This window comes from Rhizobium aouanii, assembly GCF_037002925.1.
GTDB classification, from domain to species: domain Bacteria; phylum Pseudomonadota; class Alphaproteobacteria; order Rhizobiales; family Rhizobiaceae; genus Rhizobium; species Rhizobium aouanii.
Map to the genome: position 1 here is coordinate 265,839 of NZ_JBAMYD010000008.1, position 15,614 is coordinate 281,452.

16 protein-coding genes and 2 pseudogenes are annotated in these 15,614 nt (G+C 60.8%); 13 read left to right on the top strand and 5 right to left on the bottom strand.

All coding sequences use genetic code 11. The features are described from left to right. Nucleotides 1–511: 511 nt before the first annotated feature. The 4 genes and pseudogenes from V8P77_RS16455 to V8P77_RS16470 all read left to right on the top strand — a co-directional run. Nucleotides 512–632 (top strand): annotated as a pseudogene (locus V8P77_RS16455) (GNAT family N-acetyltransferase); the annotation flags it as partial. A 194-nt stretch (nucleotides 633–826) separates the two neighbouring features. Then, nucleotides 827–1,768, top strand: coding sequence for a hypothetical protein (locus tag V8P77_RS16460; protein ID WP_335913392.1), 942 nt, complete (start codon nucleotides 827–829; stop codon nucleotides 1,766–1,768). 64 nt (nucleotides 1,769–1,832) lie between these two features. After that, nucleotides 1,833–2,219, top strand: a complete 387-nt coding sequence (locus V8P77_RS16465; RefSeq protein WP_335913393.1) for a GNAT family N-acetyltransferase — start codon at nucleotides 1,833–1,835, stop codon at nucleotides 2,217–2,219. Nucleotides 2,220–2,598: 379 nt separating this feature from the next. Then, nucleotides 2,599–5,385 carry a metal-binding protein gene (locus tag V8P77_RS16470; protein ID WP_335913394.1) on the top strand — a complete coding sequence of 929 codons (2,787 nt, stop codon included), beginning with the start codon at nucleotides 2,599–2,601 and terminating at the stop codon, nucleotides 5,383–5,385. Between the two features lie 85 nt (nucleotides 5,386–5,470). Here V8P77_RS16470 and V8P77_RS16475 read toward each other — a convergent pair whose 3' ends face one another. Further along, nucleotides 5,471–5,782: a putative quinol monooxygenase gene (locus V8P77_RS16475; protein WP_011652481.1), complete on the bottom strand. Its 312-nt coding sequence runs from the start codon at nucleotides 5,780–5,782 to the stop codon at nucleotides 5,471–5,473. Nucleotides 5,783–5,964: 182 nt separating this feature from the next. Here V8P77_RS16475 and V8P77_RS16480 point away from each other — a divergent pair, with 182 nt between their 5' ends. The 3 genes from V8P77_RS16480 to dusA all read left to right on the top strand — a co-directional run bounded on the left by V8P77_RS16480 (nucleotide 5,965) and on the right by dusA (nucleotide 8,598). Then, the gene (locus V8P77_RS16480) at nucleotides 5,965–6,432 is read left to right on the top strand and encodes a DUF3828 domain-containing protein (protein ID WP_335913395.1); all 468 of its coding nucleotides are present in this window, start codon (nucleotides 5,965–5,967) and stop codon (nucleotides 6,430–6,432) included. Nucleotides 6,433–7,197: 765 nt separating this feature from the next. Continuing rightward, on the top strand, nucleotides 7,198–7,410 hold the full coding sequence (locus V8P77_RS16485) for a cold-shock protein (protein WP_003540801.1): 213 nt from the start codon (nucleotides 7,198–7,200) through the stop codon (nucleotides 7,408–7,410). Between the two features lie 186 nt (nucleotides 7,411–7,596). Beyond that, entirely contained in the window at nucleotides 7,597–8,598 is a 1,002-nt protein-coding gene (gene dusA / locus V8P77_RS16490) for a tRNA dihydrouridine(20/20a) synthase DusA (protein ID WP_335913396.1), read from the top strand. Between the two features lie 39 nt (nucleotides 8,599–8,637). On the opposite strand, the pseudogene V8P77_RS16495 reads toward dusA, so the two are convergent. Next, a pseudogene (locus tag V8P77_RS16495) lies at nucleotides 8,638–8,752 on the bottom strand (tRNA-dihydrouridine synthase); the annotation flags it as partial. A gap of 64 nt (nucleotides 8,753–8,816) precedes the next feature. Beyond that, a complete protein-coding gene (locus V8P77_RS16500; RefSeq protein WP_335913397.1) occupies nucleotides 8,817–9,773 on the bottom strand; it encodes a S1C family serine protease in 957 nt (318 codons plus the stop codon). A 614-nt stretch (nucleotides 9,774–10,387) separates the two neighbouring features. On the opposite strand from V8P77_RS16500, the gene V8P77_RS16505 reads away from it, so the two are divergent. The 3 genes from V8P77_RS16505 to V8P77_RS16515 all read left to right on the top strand — a co-directional run bounded on the left by V8P77_RS16505 (nucleotide 10,388) and on the right by V8P77_RS16515 (nucleotide 11,933). Beyond that, nucleotides 10,388–11,224, top strand: coding sequence for an alpha/beta fold hydrolase (locus V8P77_RS16505; protein ID WP_335913398.1), 837 nt, complete (start codon nucleotides 10,388–10,390; stop codon nucleotides 11,222–11,224). A gap of 68 nt (nucleotides 11,225–11,292) precedes the next feature. After that, nucleotides 11,293–11,529: a hypothetical protein gene (locus V8P77_RS16510; protein ID WP_080634420.1), complete on the top strand. Its 237-nt coding sequence runs from the start codon at nucleotides 11,293–11,295 to the stop codon at nucleotides 11,527–11,529. Nucleotides 11,530–11,723: 194 nt separating this feature from the next. After that, entirely contained in the window at nucleotides 11,724–11,933 is a 210-nt protein-coding gene (locus tag V8P77_RS16515; protein WP_026158730.1) for a hypothetical protein, read from the top strand. Nucleotides 11,934–12,093: 160 nt separating this feature from the next. On the opposite strand, the gene V8P77_RS16520 is transcribed toward V8P77_RS16515, so the two are convergent. Together V8P77_RS16520 and V8P77_RS16525 are read right to left on the bottom strand one after the other, a co-directional pair. Next, nucleotides 12,094–12,576, bottom strand: a complete 483-nt coding sequence (locus V8P77_RS16520) for a calcium-binding protein (RefSeq protein ID WP_335913399.1) — start codon at nucleotides 12,574–12,576, stop codon at nucleotides 12,094–12,096. Between the two features lie 104 nt (nucleotides 12,577–12,680). Continuing rightward, nucleotides 12,681–13,580: a LysR family transcriptional regulator gene (locus V8P77_RS16525; protein ID WP_335913400.1), complete on the bottom strand. Its 900-nt coding sequence runs from the start codon at nucleotides 13,578–13,580 to the stop codon at nucleotides 12,681–12,683. Between the two features lie 156 nt (nucleotides 13,581–13,736). Between V8P77_RS16525 and V8P77_RS16530 the strand changes: the two genes are divergently transcribed. From V8P77_RS16530 to V8P77_RS16540, 3 genes are all read left to right on the top strand, one after another. Continuing rightward, nucleotides 13,737–14,162, top strand: coding sequence for a YybH family protein (locus V8P77_RS16530; protein ID WP_335913401.1), 426 nt, complete (start codon nucleotides 13,737–13,739; stop codon nucleotides 14,160–14,162). A gap of 44 nt (nucleotides 14,163–14,206) precedes the next feature. Continuing rightward, nucleotides 14,207–14,839 (top strand): LysE family translocator, encoded by a 633-nt coding sequence (locus tag V8P77_RS16535; RefSeq protein WP_335913402.1) that lies wholly within the window; start codon nucleotides 14,207–14,209, stop codon nucleotides 14,837–14,839. Nucleotides 14,840–15,029: 190 nt separating this feature from the next. Then, nucleotides 15,030–15,506, top strand: coding sequence for a BA14K family protein (locus tag V8P77_RS16540; RefSeq protein WP_335913403.1), 477 nt, complete (start codon nucleotides 15,030–15,032; stop codon nucleotides 15,504–15,506). The last annotated feature ends 108 nt before the right edge of the window (nucleotides 15,507–15,614 follow it).

Below are 15,614 nucleotides of genomic sequence, written 5' to 3' on the forward strand. Positions count from 1 at the left end.
AAGCGCGACACGTAGACGAGGTTGCCACGGGATTCTGCGGGCCGTCACGAGCGTCTAACCGATGCGCCTCCGCATGGCAAACGACTGTTGCCCTCTCGCGGGAAAAGTCTCCCCTGCCGCATGGCCTGGGTTCTACGATCCCGGCGAAAACTGGTCTGGCGTGGAGTGCAGCGCCTGCGGTGCGGATGCCGAGAAATGGTGGGGAGAGGTGATGGAAACCGCTTCTGCCGATGGGTTTAGAGACCTCAACACCGTGGCCCCTTGCTGCGGCGCCACCGTATCATTGAACGACTTGCGGTATATCTGGCCCGCCGTGTTCGGCCGCTTTGCCCTCGAGGCCCACAATCTAGGCATCGGCGATACCACCGAGGAACAGGACCGGAAGATGGCTGAATGCCTTGGAGCTCCACTGCGGAAAATATGGGGGCACGTTTAGGTTATATCAGGACACTCGCCCGGGCCTATCACGCCAACCAAAGCACCGCCTGCATGAGGGACGAAGCCGCTGCCCATGCCGGACCTCCGCATCGACCCCTTGCCCTCCGCCGCCGAACTAAACGCCCTCTGGTCCGCCGCCTGGGGGCGCCCCTGCCCCGCGCGACTTCTTCCCCGTCTTGTCCCGCAGCCTCTCCCGGCCGATACACCTCATCCGTCATTGATCGGCAACAGCTTTGCCCTAGCTTCTGCTGGCGGCCGCCACTGCCGCTTCGGGGGACGACATGCATGAACGAACGCCTGAAACGCGCCGCATGAATCCGGTTCGCCGCATCGCGCTTCGGCCGGCGGCCGGGCGGTTGCCGCCGCTTCGCCGGCCCAGGAGACAAGGATGCGGATCATCAATCTTTCAGCCGGCCTCGCCTTGATCCTGACGCCGGCGGCAGCTTACGCGGACACGACACATCAGGGGAACGCCGACATGTTCAAGACCCTTCTCCCGAAAATAGGCCTCCGCTCCGAAGCGCAGCCCATCTCTGCCACGCCGCCCGAAACGCTGGCGCAGCTGCGCGACGCCGTTGCCGAGCGCCTGCGTAGCGAGCCCGAGGTCGAAGAGGTTGCGATCGACCCCGGCAATCCCGCCGTTCTCCGCGTGCGGCTTGCCAATGGTGGACGCGAAGCCGTGACGGGAACGGTCGATGTCACCAACGTCTACGGCAGGCTTTATACGCTCCGCAACGATCTGGACCGCGAGGCCGCCATCGAGAATCTCGTGCAGAGCGTTCTCGTCACGGTCCGCAGGCCGGAACTCGACCTGCAGCATGTCTTCGCCAATATCCGCTTCCGGCAGTCTGGGAATGAACAGGATGCGGCAACGTCCCTGGCGGAGGACCTTGCCGGCGACGTGGCGATTGTCTTGCAGCTGGACACGCCGCAAAGCCTGGTCGGGCTCTCGCGCGCCGATCTCGGCGAGCGCTCCGTCGCCGAAATCCGTCAGGCCGCGCAGGGGAATATTCTGCGGGAAATGTCGAAGCTCCAGGAAGAGCGGGTCAACGATCACATGATCGCCTACCGGATCGACGATAACCCGCCGCTGACGCCGGCCATCGTGCTGACGGATGAATTCTGGGCGATGGTGGACAAGAATTTCCCGGATGGCGCCTTCCTGATCCTGCGTCAGCGCGACGAGGTCGCCGTGATCGACCGAAAAGCGCCCTCCGCGCTGATCACGGCCCGGCAGCTGATCGACATGGCGAAACACCGCGGCGTCGACTTTCTCTCCGACAGGATTTTCGAGCGGCGCGACGGCCGGCTCGTCACTGTGACGGAATGAGCTACAACGTCGCCCTCACTTGATCCGGAAGACCTACATCCCCGCTGAAGGAAGGGAACCGCCAATGCTGGAACTGCGCATCGACCCCTTCCCCTCCGCCGCCGAACTGAACGCGCTCTTTTCCGCCGCCTGGGGCAGCCCGCACAACCGCGATTTCACCCCCATCCTCTCCCGCAGCCTCGCCCATATCGGCGCCTATCAGGACGACCGGCTCGTCGGCTTCGTCAATGTGGCCTGGGACGGCGGCATCCATGCCTTCATCCTCGATACATCGGTCCATCCCAACATGCGAAGGCAGGGAATCGCGACGCGGCTGGTCAGGGAAGCGACGCGGGTTGCGCGGGAGCGCGGCGCCGAGTGGCTGCATGTCGATTTCGAACCGCACCTGACCGGCTTCTACCGCGCCTGCGGTTTCGGACCCACGGAAGCAGGCCTCATCAAGCTCGTGTGACACCTCCCGCGCGGAAAGCCGGACAAGTCGAAGCCAGCACCAACCTACGATAGCGCCGGCGATGGTCGCGCGGCGCGGCATCACCGAAGAACTCACTGAAACCACAATTTTCGCGAGAGCATCTCACTCAAAAATGAAAGATAATACTATTTAGGAGACCAAAGTATCGCCTTGAGTTCTCAAATTAAAATTGGCTGCCCCAGTATTTTACCCTTAGTTTTTCATTAAAAAAGCAATGAGAAGACACAATTTTGCATTGAAAACCTAATCGGGGATTGGCATAGATCCCCGAGGGGTTGTCGTCCGCCGAGCAATAAAACAGTTCTTTCGGGGATGTCTCATATTGCCGAGTACAACGCATCTTTTGGGGAAGATATATATGGCCTTGAATATTCTGGACACGAACGGCGCCACAGTTACCAAGACCGGCGCTGAGTTCGAAGCTTACGATGTTATCCGCCATTCCGCCGCTAATCCTCTCTCCGCCGTCGCCCTCACCGTCTCAGATTCCAGCGTGGCAGACCTCGCCGACGAGTTGGGCTCGGTTTCCGCGAGCGTCAGGGGCTCGAGCGGCCCCAATACCATCACGACGGGCGCCGGCAACGACACCATAGTGAGTGGTGGTGGCGCAGACACGCTGAGCGGCGGCGCCGGTAACGACTTGCTCAATGGTGAAGCAGGCAATGACACGCTGAATGGCGGCGACGGCAATGACGAGATTTACGGCGGCGTCGGCAATGACGTCCTCAAGGGCGGCGCGGGTAATGACACGATTAGCGACGGAGATTATTTTTCCGATGTCGCTGAAACCTTCAATATCGATGCCGGCGATGGCAACGACAACGTGATTTTGTTCACCGGCTCTTTCGCCAAGATATCGGGAACGATAGACGGCGGGGCCGGCACCGACACGCTGCAAGCCAATGATCTGACAGGCCTGACGATCAAGAACGTCGAGATTCTCCAGCCTGCGACATCCAGCGTGACCGCATCGACGGCACAATTCGAATCCTTCGATAAAATCATCGGTACCGGCTCCGATTCTTCCGTGCAGCTGGTCTTGACAGACGGCGCCCATGTCGATCTTTCCGACGAGTTGGCAGGCAAGCTAAACTACATCTTTGGCGGCCCTAACGTTTCCGGCATCGACGTCACGACCGGGAGCGCTCGCGACCTTCTCACCGGAACTGCCGGCAACGACATCTTCGACGCCGGCGACGGTAACGACTACATCAACGGCAATGGTGGAAATGACCGGTTGATCGGTGGCAAGGGCGACGACGTAATCATCGATGGTGATGTTTCGAGTCTTTCATCAGAAGTCTTCAACATCGATGCCGGCGACGGAAACGATATCGTAACCCTCCAGACACAGTCTCAGGGGCTTTCCGGCACGATCGATGGCGGTACCGGCATTGATACACTGCGCGTATCCAGGCTAGCCGGGCTGACGATCAAGAATTTCGAAATTCTTGAAACGAATGAGTATGGCTTTACCGGTTCATCCGCGCAGTTAGAAAGCTTTGACAAAATCTCGGGAACGAAGGACGCTTTCGGCTCCTCCATCGCCATCTTGAGATTGACGGACAAGGCCCATGTCGATCTTTCCGACGAGCTTGGAAACAGTCGGGCTAGTATATTTGGCACGGTCTCCGGTATTGACGTCAAGACTGGCGGCGGTGACGACATATTTACGGGAACCGACGGCAACGATATTTTCGATGGTAGCGGCGGCAACGACACGATCAACGGCAATGCCGGCAACGACAAATTGACCGGCGGCGATGGCAACGATCAGATCTTCGGCGGCGTCGGAAATGACGTCATCAAAGGCGGCGCGGGCGACGATAAAATCACCGATGGCGATAATATGTCCACCGCCCCTGAGGCCTTCGATATTGATGCCGGCGATGGCAACGATGCCATCAACTTGCAGTCACACTCTTCCGCGCTTTCCGGAGTAATCGATGGCGGCGCCGGCACGGACACGCTGCAGGTCATCAAACCTACTTTAGGCCCTGGGCAGGAATCCATCGGGCTTGCCGGTTTCACGATCAAGAACGTCGAAATCCTCGAAACGGCAGGAGCCGAGGTTCTCGCTTCGGCCGCCCAATTCGAAAGCTTCGACAAGATCGTCAAATACGACAAGCCGGGCTACGAGAATGATGTCCTGGCGCTGACATTGACGGACAGCGCCCATGCCGACCTCTCCGACGAGCTGGCAAACCGCCACGTCGACATCTTCGGCACCGCCTTCGGCATCGACGTCAAGACCGGCGGCGGCGACGACTACTTCTTCGGGACCGACGGCAACGACAGGTTCGAAGGCGGCGCCGGCAACGACGTGCTTTTGGGCGGTGCGGGCATCGATACGGCGGTCTTCTCAGGCAATTTCGCCAAATACACCTTCGCATTGAACAATGGCAGCCACATCCTGACGAGCGCCCTGGAGGGCAAGGATACGCTGACCGATGTTGAATTCGCCCGTTTTGCCGACGGCGTCTACGATTTCGCCAAGGGAAAGTTCACGCCCGACGGCAGCAACATCGCGCCCACCAATATACAGCTCTCGAAAACTTCCCTGTTGGAGAGCACACCGATCTGGACCACGGTCGGCCTGCTCAGCGCCAAGGACGCCGATGGCGACGCGCTAACCTATACGCTGATCGACGGAGCCAACGACCACTTCCGGATCAATGGCAACCGCATCGTCACCTCGAAGGCGCTGGACTACGAGACCGCCAAGTCACACACGATCAAGGTCGCTGTTTCGGATGGCAAGGTCACGGTCGAAAAGGACATCACCATCAACGTGCTCGACGTCAACGAGGCCCCCGTCAACAAGGCGCCCACCAATCTCGCCTTCTCGCGCAGCTCGATCTCCGAGAATGTCGCGATAGGCACCTCCGTCGGCCTGCTCACGGCAAAGGATCCGGAAGGCGACACGGTGAAATGGCGGCTGACGGACGATGCCGACGGCATCTTCAAGCTCGTCGGCAACAAGATCCAGACGAAGGCTGCAATCGACTACGAAAGCACCCACAGCCTGACCTTCACCGCCGAAGCCTACGACGCGGCCGGAAACGTCACCAGCCACGATTTCACGCTTGCTGTGAAGGACGTCTTCGAGCCGTTGTTTGCGCTGTCGCACGAGGCGTTGATCTAACCGCGACAGGATTGCCTGGCACCGAGGTGGGACTTGCAGTCATGCAAGCCCCACCGATGAGTGGCCGCGCGAAATCAGGCATCCGTCAGTCAAACCGCTCGTCGATATGCTCCACCTGAGCGGAAATCACATTGTCGATAACGACATGCGACAACAGCGTCGGGCCGACGGCCCATAACTCGCGCATGTGGTCCGTATCCTCGTGCCGGCGATGCGCTTCCTCGCTGGTGAAGGCCTCGGCCAGCAGAATCTTGTCGGGATGCTCGGGCATCGGCACCAGTTCGATATAGAGACAATCCGGGTCGAGCCGGCTCTGTTCGAGATGGTTCTGCGCCGCTGCCAGATAGGCATGGCGCTTTCCAGGCTTGGTCATGAAGAATCCAACGATGCATTTCATCTCGCCCTCCCCAGCTTGATCTGGAAGTCTCGCCCGGGTGCCTGTCACAAGCAAGTGCCGAGTCCTGTCATCGGAACACGGCCGATAGCGGCCGAGCCAAACCTGATCACTCTTCCAAAAATGCCGCTCCACCTCAGCGCCTGCTTCCGCTATGATTCACCGCTTATCCGAGGAGAGCCCGCATGCGCCTGCCCACATTCATCCTCGCCCTAGCCGTGTCGGCGGTCGCAGCCTTTCCTGCATCGGCGCAGACCTACAAGACGCCGAAGGCGCTGCTCAAGGCGCTCTACAGCTACGACACCGACAACAGCGACGCCGAGGCGCCCTCGCCCTACTCGACTTTCTTCTCCGACCATCTGAACGAACTCCTCCAGACCGATCTCGACAACACACCGGAAGGCGATGTCGGCGCGATCGACTTCGATCCCGTCATCGCGGGTCAGGACGGCGCGGCCAGCAACGTCAGGATCGGCCAGCCGATCCTGCTGGATGACAAGGCCGAGGTGGAAGTGGAGTTCGAAAACGGCGAAGAGGTGACGCTCTTCTACACCCTGGTACGCGAACACGGCGGCTGGAAGGTCGACGACATCGCCAACCAGCAGGGGAATAATCCGTGGAGCTTGAGCGCGTTGCTGAGGGATGCGCAATAAGCGGGAAGCCTTTGGGGGTCTCGCCTACGACGAGGATGGAGCGGACAATTGCACTAGCGGTAGAATAAAAGCCGCAGGCGCCAAAGAGAGCCCTCATGGTGAGGAGGCCCAAGGGGCCGTCTCGAACCACGAGGGCGGGCGTGGAAGCTCCTTACCTGCATGCCACAAAGCCCCCTATGCAAAATCGAAGGTTATGGCGCCGGTGGCCGCCCCGTCCTTCGAGGCTTCGCCCTGCGGGCTACGCACCTCGGGATGAGGGCGGAGCAAAGACCGCGCGAGGAACACCGGAGAGCAGACTTTGCGATCCTTATCACAATGAATGAGACTGATCGGTGTGCCTGCCGCCCCAACCACTTCCTACAAATCCCTGTCCGGCCGTCGAATCCGTCCGTCATCCCGTTTCGGCACGGAATCCCGATATGGCACAGCCGTGCAAGAATTCGTTAACCCCTCGTCAAGTATCTGAATCTTAGGCGTTTCCCGGTATCGATGCGGGCATGCCACAATAATCCCGCTTGCTTTTTGCCCGAAATGCTGGCACGAATTGACTTACTCGGGCATTTGCATGCCGGTGACTGGACTGATGTGGTAATCCCTTCCGTTTGGAAGGCGGCGCGGGACTACCCGCCTACGTAGACGTTCTTTCCCCGTACGTGACTTCTCCGACTGACCCTTCGTCCCAATCGATCGGGGCGAAAGCTAAAGCCGTCCGCTTCCTCTCGGGGGCGCGGATACTACACAGACTAAGGGAAAAGGACGATCCCAATGGCCACCAAGGGCACCGTAAAATTCTTCAACCAGGACAAGGGTTTTGGTTTCATCACGCCGGACGGCGGCGCAAAGGACGTTTTCGTCCATATCTCTGCGCTGCAGGCTTCTGGCATCCAGTCGCTGCGCGAAGGCCAGCAGGTTACTTTCGACACCGAGCCGGACCGCATGGGCAAGGGCCCGAAGGCCGTCAACATCTCGGCTTCGTAAGTCAGACATCGCTTCGGCGGCATGAACGGCGCTCCGCAAGGGGCGCTGTTTCTGTTTGTGGTGATCGGTGGTCATTTGTCGATCGCACAGGCAAGTGTTATATGCGCGCTTTATGGATGGTCCCGCCCCTCGCGGCGGTGGGGCACCGCATTGCGGCGCCCGGTAACAAGGAACAATGGAACGTCGATGACTCAGAAGAGGCCGATTTTTGCGGTCGCCCCGATGATCGACTGGACGGATCGGCATTGCCGCTATTTCCACCGGCAGATCAGCCGCGAGGCGCTGCTCTATACCGAGATGGTGGTGGCCGATGCGATCATCCACGGCCCGCGCGACCGGCTGCTCGGTCATGACGCCACCGAGCATCCGCTGGCGCTGCAACTCGGCGGATCGGACCCGGCAAAGCTTGCCGAGGCGGTGAAAATCGCCGAACCCTACCTCTATGACGAGATCAACCTCAATGTCGGCTGCCCCTCCGACCGTGTGCAGTCGGGCACCTTCGGCGCGTGCCTGATGCTGACGCCGGAGACGGTGGCCGAATGCATCGCGGCGATGAAAAGGGTTGCAACCGTGCCGGTGACGGTGAAATGCCGGATCGGCGTCGACGAGCAGGAGCCGGAACAGGCGCTGCCCGAACTGATCAGCCGCGTTCTCGATGCCGGCGCCGACGCGATCTGGATCCATGCGCGCAAGGCCTGGCTGAAGGGCCTGAGCCCCAAAGAAAACCGCGAGATCCCGCCGCTCGACTACGAGATCGTCTATCGGATGAAGCAGCACTGGCCCGAAGTCTTCATCGGCATCAATGGCGGCATCCGCACGCTCGACGAAGCCGCCGTCCATCTCGACCATGTCGATGGCGTCATGCTCGGCCGCGCCGCGTATCAGAATGCGGCGATCCTAGCCGACATCGACCAACGCTTCTTCGGCGCGCCTGCGAGCGAGCCGGACTGGGAGGCCCTGCGTGACCGGATGATGGCCTATGCCGAACGCCACATCATGAGCGGCGGCCGGCTGCAGCACGTGGCCCGCCACATGGTCGGCCTCTTCACCGGCCTACCCGGCGCCCGCCGCTACCGCCAGATTCTCTCCACCGATGCCGCGAAAACCGGCGCCGGGCCGGAAGTGCTGGCGGCAGCCTTTGCGGCAGTGGATTTTTCGGGGACCGAGCAGGAGGCGGTCAGCGCCTGACGCAAACTAGTGTTTTGTCGTCACGCTCCGCTCTGGCGGTTCGCGAGGGCCGTGGATGATCACATCGGCCACCACCATGTGGGTATAAAGCAACGTCCGCCCGGCTGATCTGCAGGTGGAAATACCGGCAATGCCGATCCGTCCAATCGATCATGGGGCCTACGGCGAAAAGCGGAAACGCCGCATGCGCCCGCCTTTCTTGCGAAATCTGCGACGAGTCACGACCTGGCCATCGGCAGCAAGATCTTCTTCTCGATCCGGCCCGCCACCGAGAACACCAGGATTTCCGTATCCCTGCCGATCCTGCTGCCATCCATCAATCGGACGATATCATCGACCCCGCCGACCGGGCTGCCATCGATGGCGAGGATATAATCGCCCTCCTGCAGCCCTCCCTTCGCCGCTGGCCCCGCCGGCTCGACGCGGCGGATGCGCACGGAGGTCGTCTGCACCGTGCCCGCCGCAAGAGCCACCCGGCGCGGCAGCACGATCGTATCTCCAGCTATGCCGATGAAGGCGCGTCTGACCTGGCCATAGCGGAGAATCTCCGAAACCACGAAATTGGCCGTATTCGACGCGACGGCAAAGGCGATGCTCTGCGCGCCCTGGATGACGGCGGTGTTGACGCCGATAACCTCCCCGCCCGAAGACACCAACGGCCCGCCCGAGTTGCCGGGATTGAGCGCCGCATCGGTCTGGATGACATCTTCCATCAGCCGGCCGCTAGCCACCCGCATCGACCGGCCGAGCGCCGAGACGATGCCGGCGGTAACTGTCCATTCGAAGCCGAGCGGGTTTCCGATCGCGATCGCGATATGGCCCCTGCGCAGGCGCTGCGAGTCTCCGAGCTTCGCCCAGGCGCCGGTGCTGGAATTGGCGCGAATAAGGGCGATGTCGGTATCGACATCGCGACCCAACACCCGGCCCTCGGTGACGAAGCCGTCCGGCGTGGTGATGCGGACGACCTTGGCGTCATCGACGACATGGTTGTTGGTGATGATCAGGCCGTCAGGCGAGACGGCGAAACCCGACCCGTGCCCCTGCCGGCCTCCCACCCTCTCGATCCGGCTGACCGCCGGCCCGACGATGTCGATTGCTGCTGCGATCGATTGCGAATAGGCATCGATCAGCGCCCCCTCATTCTGAGGCGCTATGTCCTTATCCATGTAACCCATTATTTGATCCTCAGGCGGCAATAACGGCCGTCCCGTCGCCGGCGAAGCCGTCGCGGTTGCGACGGTCCGCCATGGCGCTGTTGTACGAGGATTAGATGGTTGGGCGATGAACCGCGTTCAAGTGAGCGCCGGCAGCGGCATACACGCGGCGGCAGAACGGGAATACACCTACCCCGGACAGATATATTGAGCTACCCGGACGGATATATTGAACGAATATTAAAAAAAAATGGCTCATTACAGACGTTCGCCGTTAAACCAGTCACCTTCGCTACGCCGATGACGAACGAGACTGAGGCGTCCGACAGCCGAGATACCGTGGATTAAAAGAATGTTCGCAGCGCGAAGCAGCCAGGCGAGGATCACCCGCCCCCGCGTCATGCGAAATGGGCGGGTGCTATACCCATCTCGCGGAGACATACAAACTTCTGTCATATCAAAAGAATAGAAAGAGGCATTCAATAAGCACATCAACATATTCGGGTTGATCAGGCGCGACCTTCTTGTCCCTAGCCTCCGGCCCAACGGCGCTCGTGGCCTTGTCAATTCTGCAGGCAACGGCGCAAACTTCTGACCGCATTAATCCAACCAACCCCAACCAACGGAGCCAAAAGATGAGCACGGTTACCACCAAGGACGGCGTCGAGATCTTCTACAAGGATTGGGGGCCGAAGACCGCCCAGCCGATCATGTTTCATCACGGCTGGCCGTTATGCTCCGACGATTGGGATACGCAGATGCTGTTCTTCCTCGAGAAGGGCTACCGGGTCGTCGCTCACGACCGGCGCGGCCATGGCCGCTCGACCCAGGTGGGCGACGGTCACGACATGGACCATTATGCCGCCGATGCCGCAGCCGTCGTCGAGCATCTCGATCTCAGGAACACCGTCCATGTCGGCCACTCCACCGGCGGCGGCGAAGCAACTCGTTATGTCGCCCGCCATGGCCAGCCGCAGGGCCGTGTGGCCAAGCTGATCATCATCGGCGCCGTGCCGCCCATCATGGTCAAATCCGATGCCAATCCCGGCGGCCTGCCGATCGAAGTCTTCGACGGCCTGCGCAGGCAGCTCGCCGACAATCGCGCGCAATTCTATCGTGACCTGCCGGCCGGCCCGTTCTACAGCTTCAACCGGCCGGGCGCGAAGGTTCTGGAACCGGTCATCAACAATTGGTGGCGCCAGGGCATGATCGGCGGCGCCAAGGCGCATTACGACGGCATCAAGGCCTTTTCGGAAACCGACTTCACAGATGATTTGAAGATCATCACCGTGCCGACCTTCGTCATGCACGGCGATGACGACCAGATCGTGCCGATCGCCGATTCCGCCCTGCTCTCGTCCAAGCTCCTGCAAAACGCCACGCTGAAGGTCTACGAGAAATTCCCGCACGGCATGTGCACCACCCACGCAGACATCATAAACCCCGACATCCTCGCCTTCATCAAAGGCTGATCCGCGATGTTACCGGGCGCCGACGAGGCGTCCGGTTGCTGTTATGGCCGTGACTCCATGTCGATCGATTGACAGCCAGTTACGCATTTTCCCATGAAACCGTTTTCGCCGATTTGCGTTTAGCGGCCATGAAAAGAGAACGTGAACCCTCATCAAAGGCTTACCGGCAGGATCGTTTCGAAAATACCGAGCGAGCCGCCAAGGAAACCATCGAGGCGGAGCAGCGGGCCCGCCGCGAAAAAACCAAGCGGCTGAAAGAGCTGCGCCTGTCGCAGCAGGGCGCCAAGGACCCAGCAATCAAATAGCACGCGCATGCTATCCATCGGGCCGACACGCCGATCGGTCACATATCCATGCCCTGAAGCCCTCGCCCGTCTTACCGCGCGAGGCGCGGAATTGTTTTTGAATTCGGACCTTCGCCCATCTTGCAGAGTAAAGGTCGCGAAATTATCTTTTTTTCACGAAAGCGATTCACGGCATCCAAAAAGGGCAGATTGCGATGTCAGACAAGCTGTTCAGCACGCGTGACGAACCGCTCGCCTCGGAAGACCTCGATGTGTGCAGGCGTGTCCATGAAGCTCTCTGTAGCGGGCTAAAGATCGACCGATCAGGCAAAGAGGCCGACCGCTTAGGCGCCCTCATTATCGAGCTCTACCGCCAGGGTGTGCATGACGAAAGCCAGCTTCGGTTGCTGGCCGGCGGAAGGTGAGCCTGATAGCGCGCCTCACCTTATCACAACGAAGGGCGGACCGACTCTTCCCGCCATTTCCGGCACCGACACGCACATGGAGACCCAGGGCGCAGAAACTGGCGCCGCTGCTGCATGAACACACGACGATGGGGGCCGGCGCAGTCATTCCAGTCAGCACCTAGCGCATAAGAATCTTGTCCCTGTCCCAGGACATTCCATCGGAAAATTCGATCTTTTCAATGCCCCAATGGCCCTCAGCCAAGAACTGCTTCTCGACGGTGATCACTTCGCCCGTGGGCTTGACGATCACCATCAGCTTTGCCGCATCCCGCAGCAACATCACGTCGGAAGCGGTGAGATCGGTCAGGCGAAGTGTGTCGATCTCGTTCGACATGTTGACGATGTCATCGATGACGTCGGAGCCATGGCCGCTGGCATAGACCCCTTCCTCACCGCGGATTTCATCCTGTCCGCCTCGGACATACACCACATCATCGCCCGCACCGGCATGGATCTGCTGGTTGCTGTCGGCATCGGATGTAAGGATGATGTTGTTGACGACCCGCCCGCTGTCACGCGATGTCCTATCGTAGATGCTTATCGACAAAATCAGGCCCAACCCAAGGATCAGGGCCGTCCGCCGCACGCAACAATTCAGCATTCTTCCAGTCCCCGACAAGACGCGCCCCGGTGGCATCGACCGCCGCCGGTAGCCAAGCTCTGTTTGGAAGGAATTACCACCTTGAGATGTCTGTTGCGTTAACGCTACCTACTGCGAGAAGACCGATCCCGACGCACCTCGAGCAAATCCCGTTCTCCCGCCAAGGCGCCCGCCATGAACGTATTGAAAGCCCGCACCCGTGCCGTCCGGCTGAGATCAGCATGCATCAGCAGCCACAGTTCGGACACAGCATCCGGCAGCGGTTCCCCCAGCCGCACAAGCCTCTCCGGCACCACATCGCCGAGATAGCACGGCAGGATCGTGCGTCCGGCGCCGGCAATCGCGAGGTCACGCAGGGTAAGCAGGCTATCTGCGCGCGCGGCGATTTCGCTTGGGTCGACATACGCGCGCACCCAGCGGCCGGCAACGGTGCCGGCAAGCGTGTCGTCGGGCGCGAGCCACGGGCTCGTCTCGGCGCCCCGCGCGGCATAGATTGCGAAGGCCACCGCGGAGACGCGCCGACCGATCAGCGTCTCGGATGGTCCGGCCATCGGCCGTATCGCAGCATCCACATCATGGCGCACGAGATCCACGGGTAGGTTCCCGACCGCCAGTTCCACGACGATATCGGGATAGCGGACGCGAAACGCCGCCAGATGCCGCGGCAGGATACTGGAGGCCAGCGTATCGGTCGTTGCGACGCGCAGCACGCCCTCCAGCCTGAGGTCCCTGCCGGTCAGCCGCCGCTCGAGGTCGGTAACAAGCGATGATATCTGCCGCACGGAGGCGAGCAGTTCCTCGCCACCTGGCGTCAGCAGATATCCACTCGGCAGCCGTTCGAAAAGCCGTAGGCCCTGCGCTTCTTCGAAGGCGTTTACCCGCCGCAGCACGGTAGTATGGTTGACGCCGAGCGCGCGCGCCGCCGCCGCAAGTCCGCCATGTTCGGCGACCGCCAGAACGCAGCGACGGTCGTTCCAGTCCAGATGTCGATGATTTTGCGCCATCCCTCATCTATAACCGATCAGCCGGCGCGGCGGGAGGCCCGCTTGGGCGAGGCGCCCGCCTGTGCGCAGGTGCATCCCGAGACTGCAAACTCACAGATTGCCGATCCCGCACATTGCGGTTAGCTCTTTCAGCAAACACAGAAAAGGAGATATTCCATGGGCTCTCCCAATCCCGAACTCAGCAACCTCTGGCTTGCCCGGGCTTTCAACGATCAGGATGTCGAAGCCGCAGCCGCCCTCTATCACCCCGACGCCTCGATCGTGCAGGTCGACGAGGTGCATGGCGGCACCACGATCGCCCGCGGCGCCGATGCCATCCGCGCCACGATGGCCGCCTATATCGGCCTGAAACCGCATATGGACGTCGTCACCCACCACACGACCGTCTCGGGCGATTTCGCCATGACACGTTCGCAATGGCTGATCGCAGGGCAGGACCAGGATGGCAGGCCGGTCGAGGTCCATCATCACGGCATGGAGGTTCACCGCAAAGGCGAAGATGGCACCTGGTACTTCTTCCTCGATCATCCCTTCGGCGCCGACCCCAGCTGGGCCGTGTCGCGCCCGCCCGCGACAGTGTAATCGCCCAGCTTGATGCCCAATGCCCGCCAGCAAAGGAACCCGCCATGCATTCCCTCACCGCCAATCTCTTCAGCCTTTTCACCATCGGCCTCGTCCAGCTGGTCGCCGTGATATCGCCCGGGCCGAGCTTCCTGATCACCGCCCAGACCGCAGCCGCGCGCTCGCGTTCGGATGGCGTCAAGGTGGCGCTCGGCCTCGGCTCCGGCTCACTCCTCTGGGCGTTAGCCGCCCTTCTGGGGCTGAACATGCTGTTCCACGCGCTGCCCACTCTGTTTTTCGTCATGAAGGTGGCCGGCGCCCTCTTCATTCTCTGGGTCGCCTTTCAGATCTTCCACCACGCCAGCGAGCCGCTCGTCATCGAAGATCGAGATGGCGCCGCCAATCCGTTCCTCAAGGGACTGCTGACGCAGATCTCCAACCCGAAGGTTGCCGTGTTCTTCGGCTCGATCTTCGTTTCGATGCTGCCGGCCGAAGCCCCACTCTGGATGACGATCGCGCTGTTTGCCATCGTCTTCCTCAACGAATTCTCCTGGTATTCGATCGTCGCGATATTATTTGGGTCGGGTCGCATCCGGACATTCTATATCGGCATGAAGAGCTGGATCGACCGCATCACCGGCCTCTTCCTCGGGGCGCTCGGCCTCAGGCTGCTCTGGAGCGCCCGCGAGACTGCGTAAAAACAAAGACCTGAAGCGCGAGGAGCCAATCTGAAAGATCGCGACGCGCTCTGGGACTGGTCTGTCTGCCGTCCGGAGTGTGCGCAGCCTGTTGCGTTAGCGCCCACGCACACACCGCCTCATTCCTTCCCAAAATGAAACCTGTTCCGCGTTATCTCCTCGATACATTTGTTTACCCAAGGTGAGTGAAATGAACAGATTCGCCATCATTGCCCTGTCGGTAGCGACGGCCTTCTCCGGAATGCCGGCCTCGGCAGGCCCGGCTTTCGTGCCGAGCCCGGTGCAATCGGCGCAACCAACGTCCCAAAGCACCGATGCTCGGATCATGAGCATTGGCTGCAATAACTTCACGAACTGCCCGGGTCAGTTCAGCAATAGTCGCAGGTGGTATCGCAATCGCCATCACTATCGGGACCGGCACTACTACCGCGACGACCGCTATGGCTGGGATCGGCGTTACGATCGGCGGTATCGCCGGAACGACAACACCGGCGCCATCATCGGCGGCCTGGCGGCCGGCGCCATCATCGGCGGTATCCTCGCCTCGCAGCCGCGCGCACGTGCCTATAGTTCGCATGCGGACTATTGCTACAGCCGCTATCGGTCCTATCGCGCCTCCGACAATACCTACCAGCCGAACTACGGCCCGCGCCGCCAGTGCCGCTAGCCCGCCCATCCATGAGCGCAAGCCTCGCATGAAGATGCGGGGCTTTTTAATTGCCGAAAGCCGTGCGCGGCTTCTAAGGGACCACAGACTGTCACGCCTTCCAGCAAA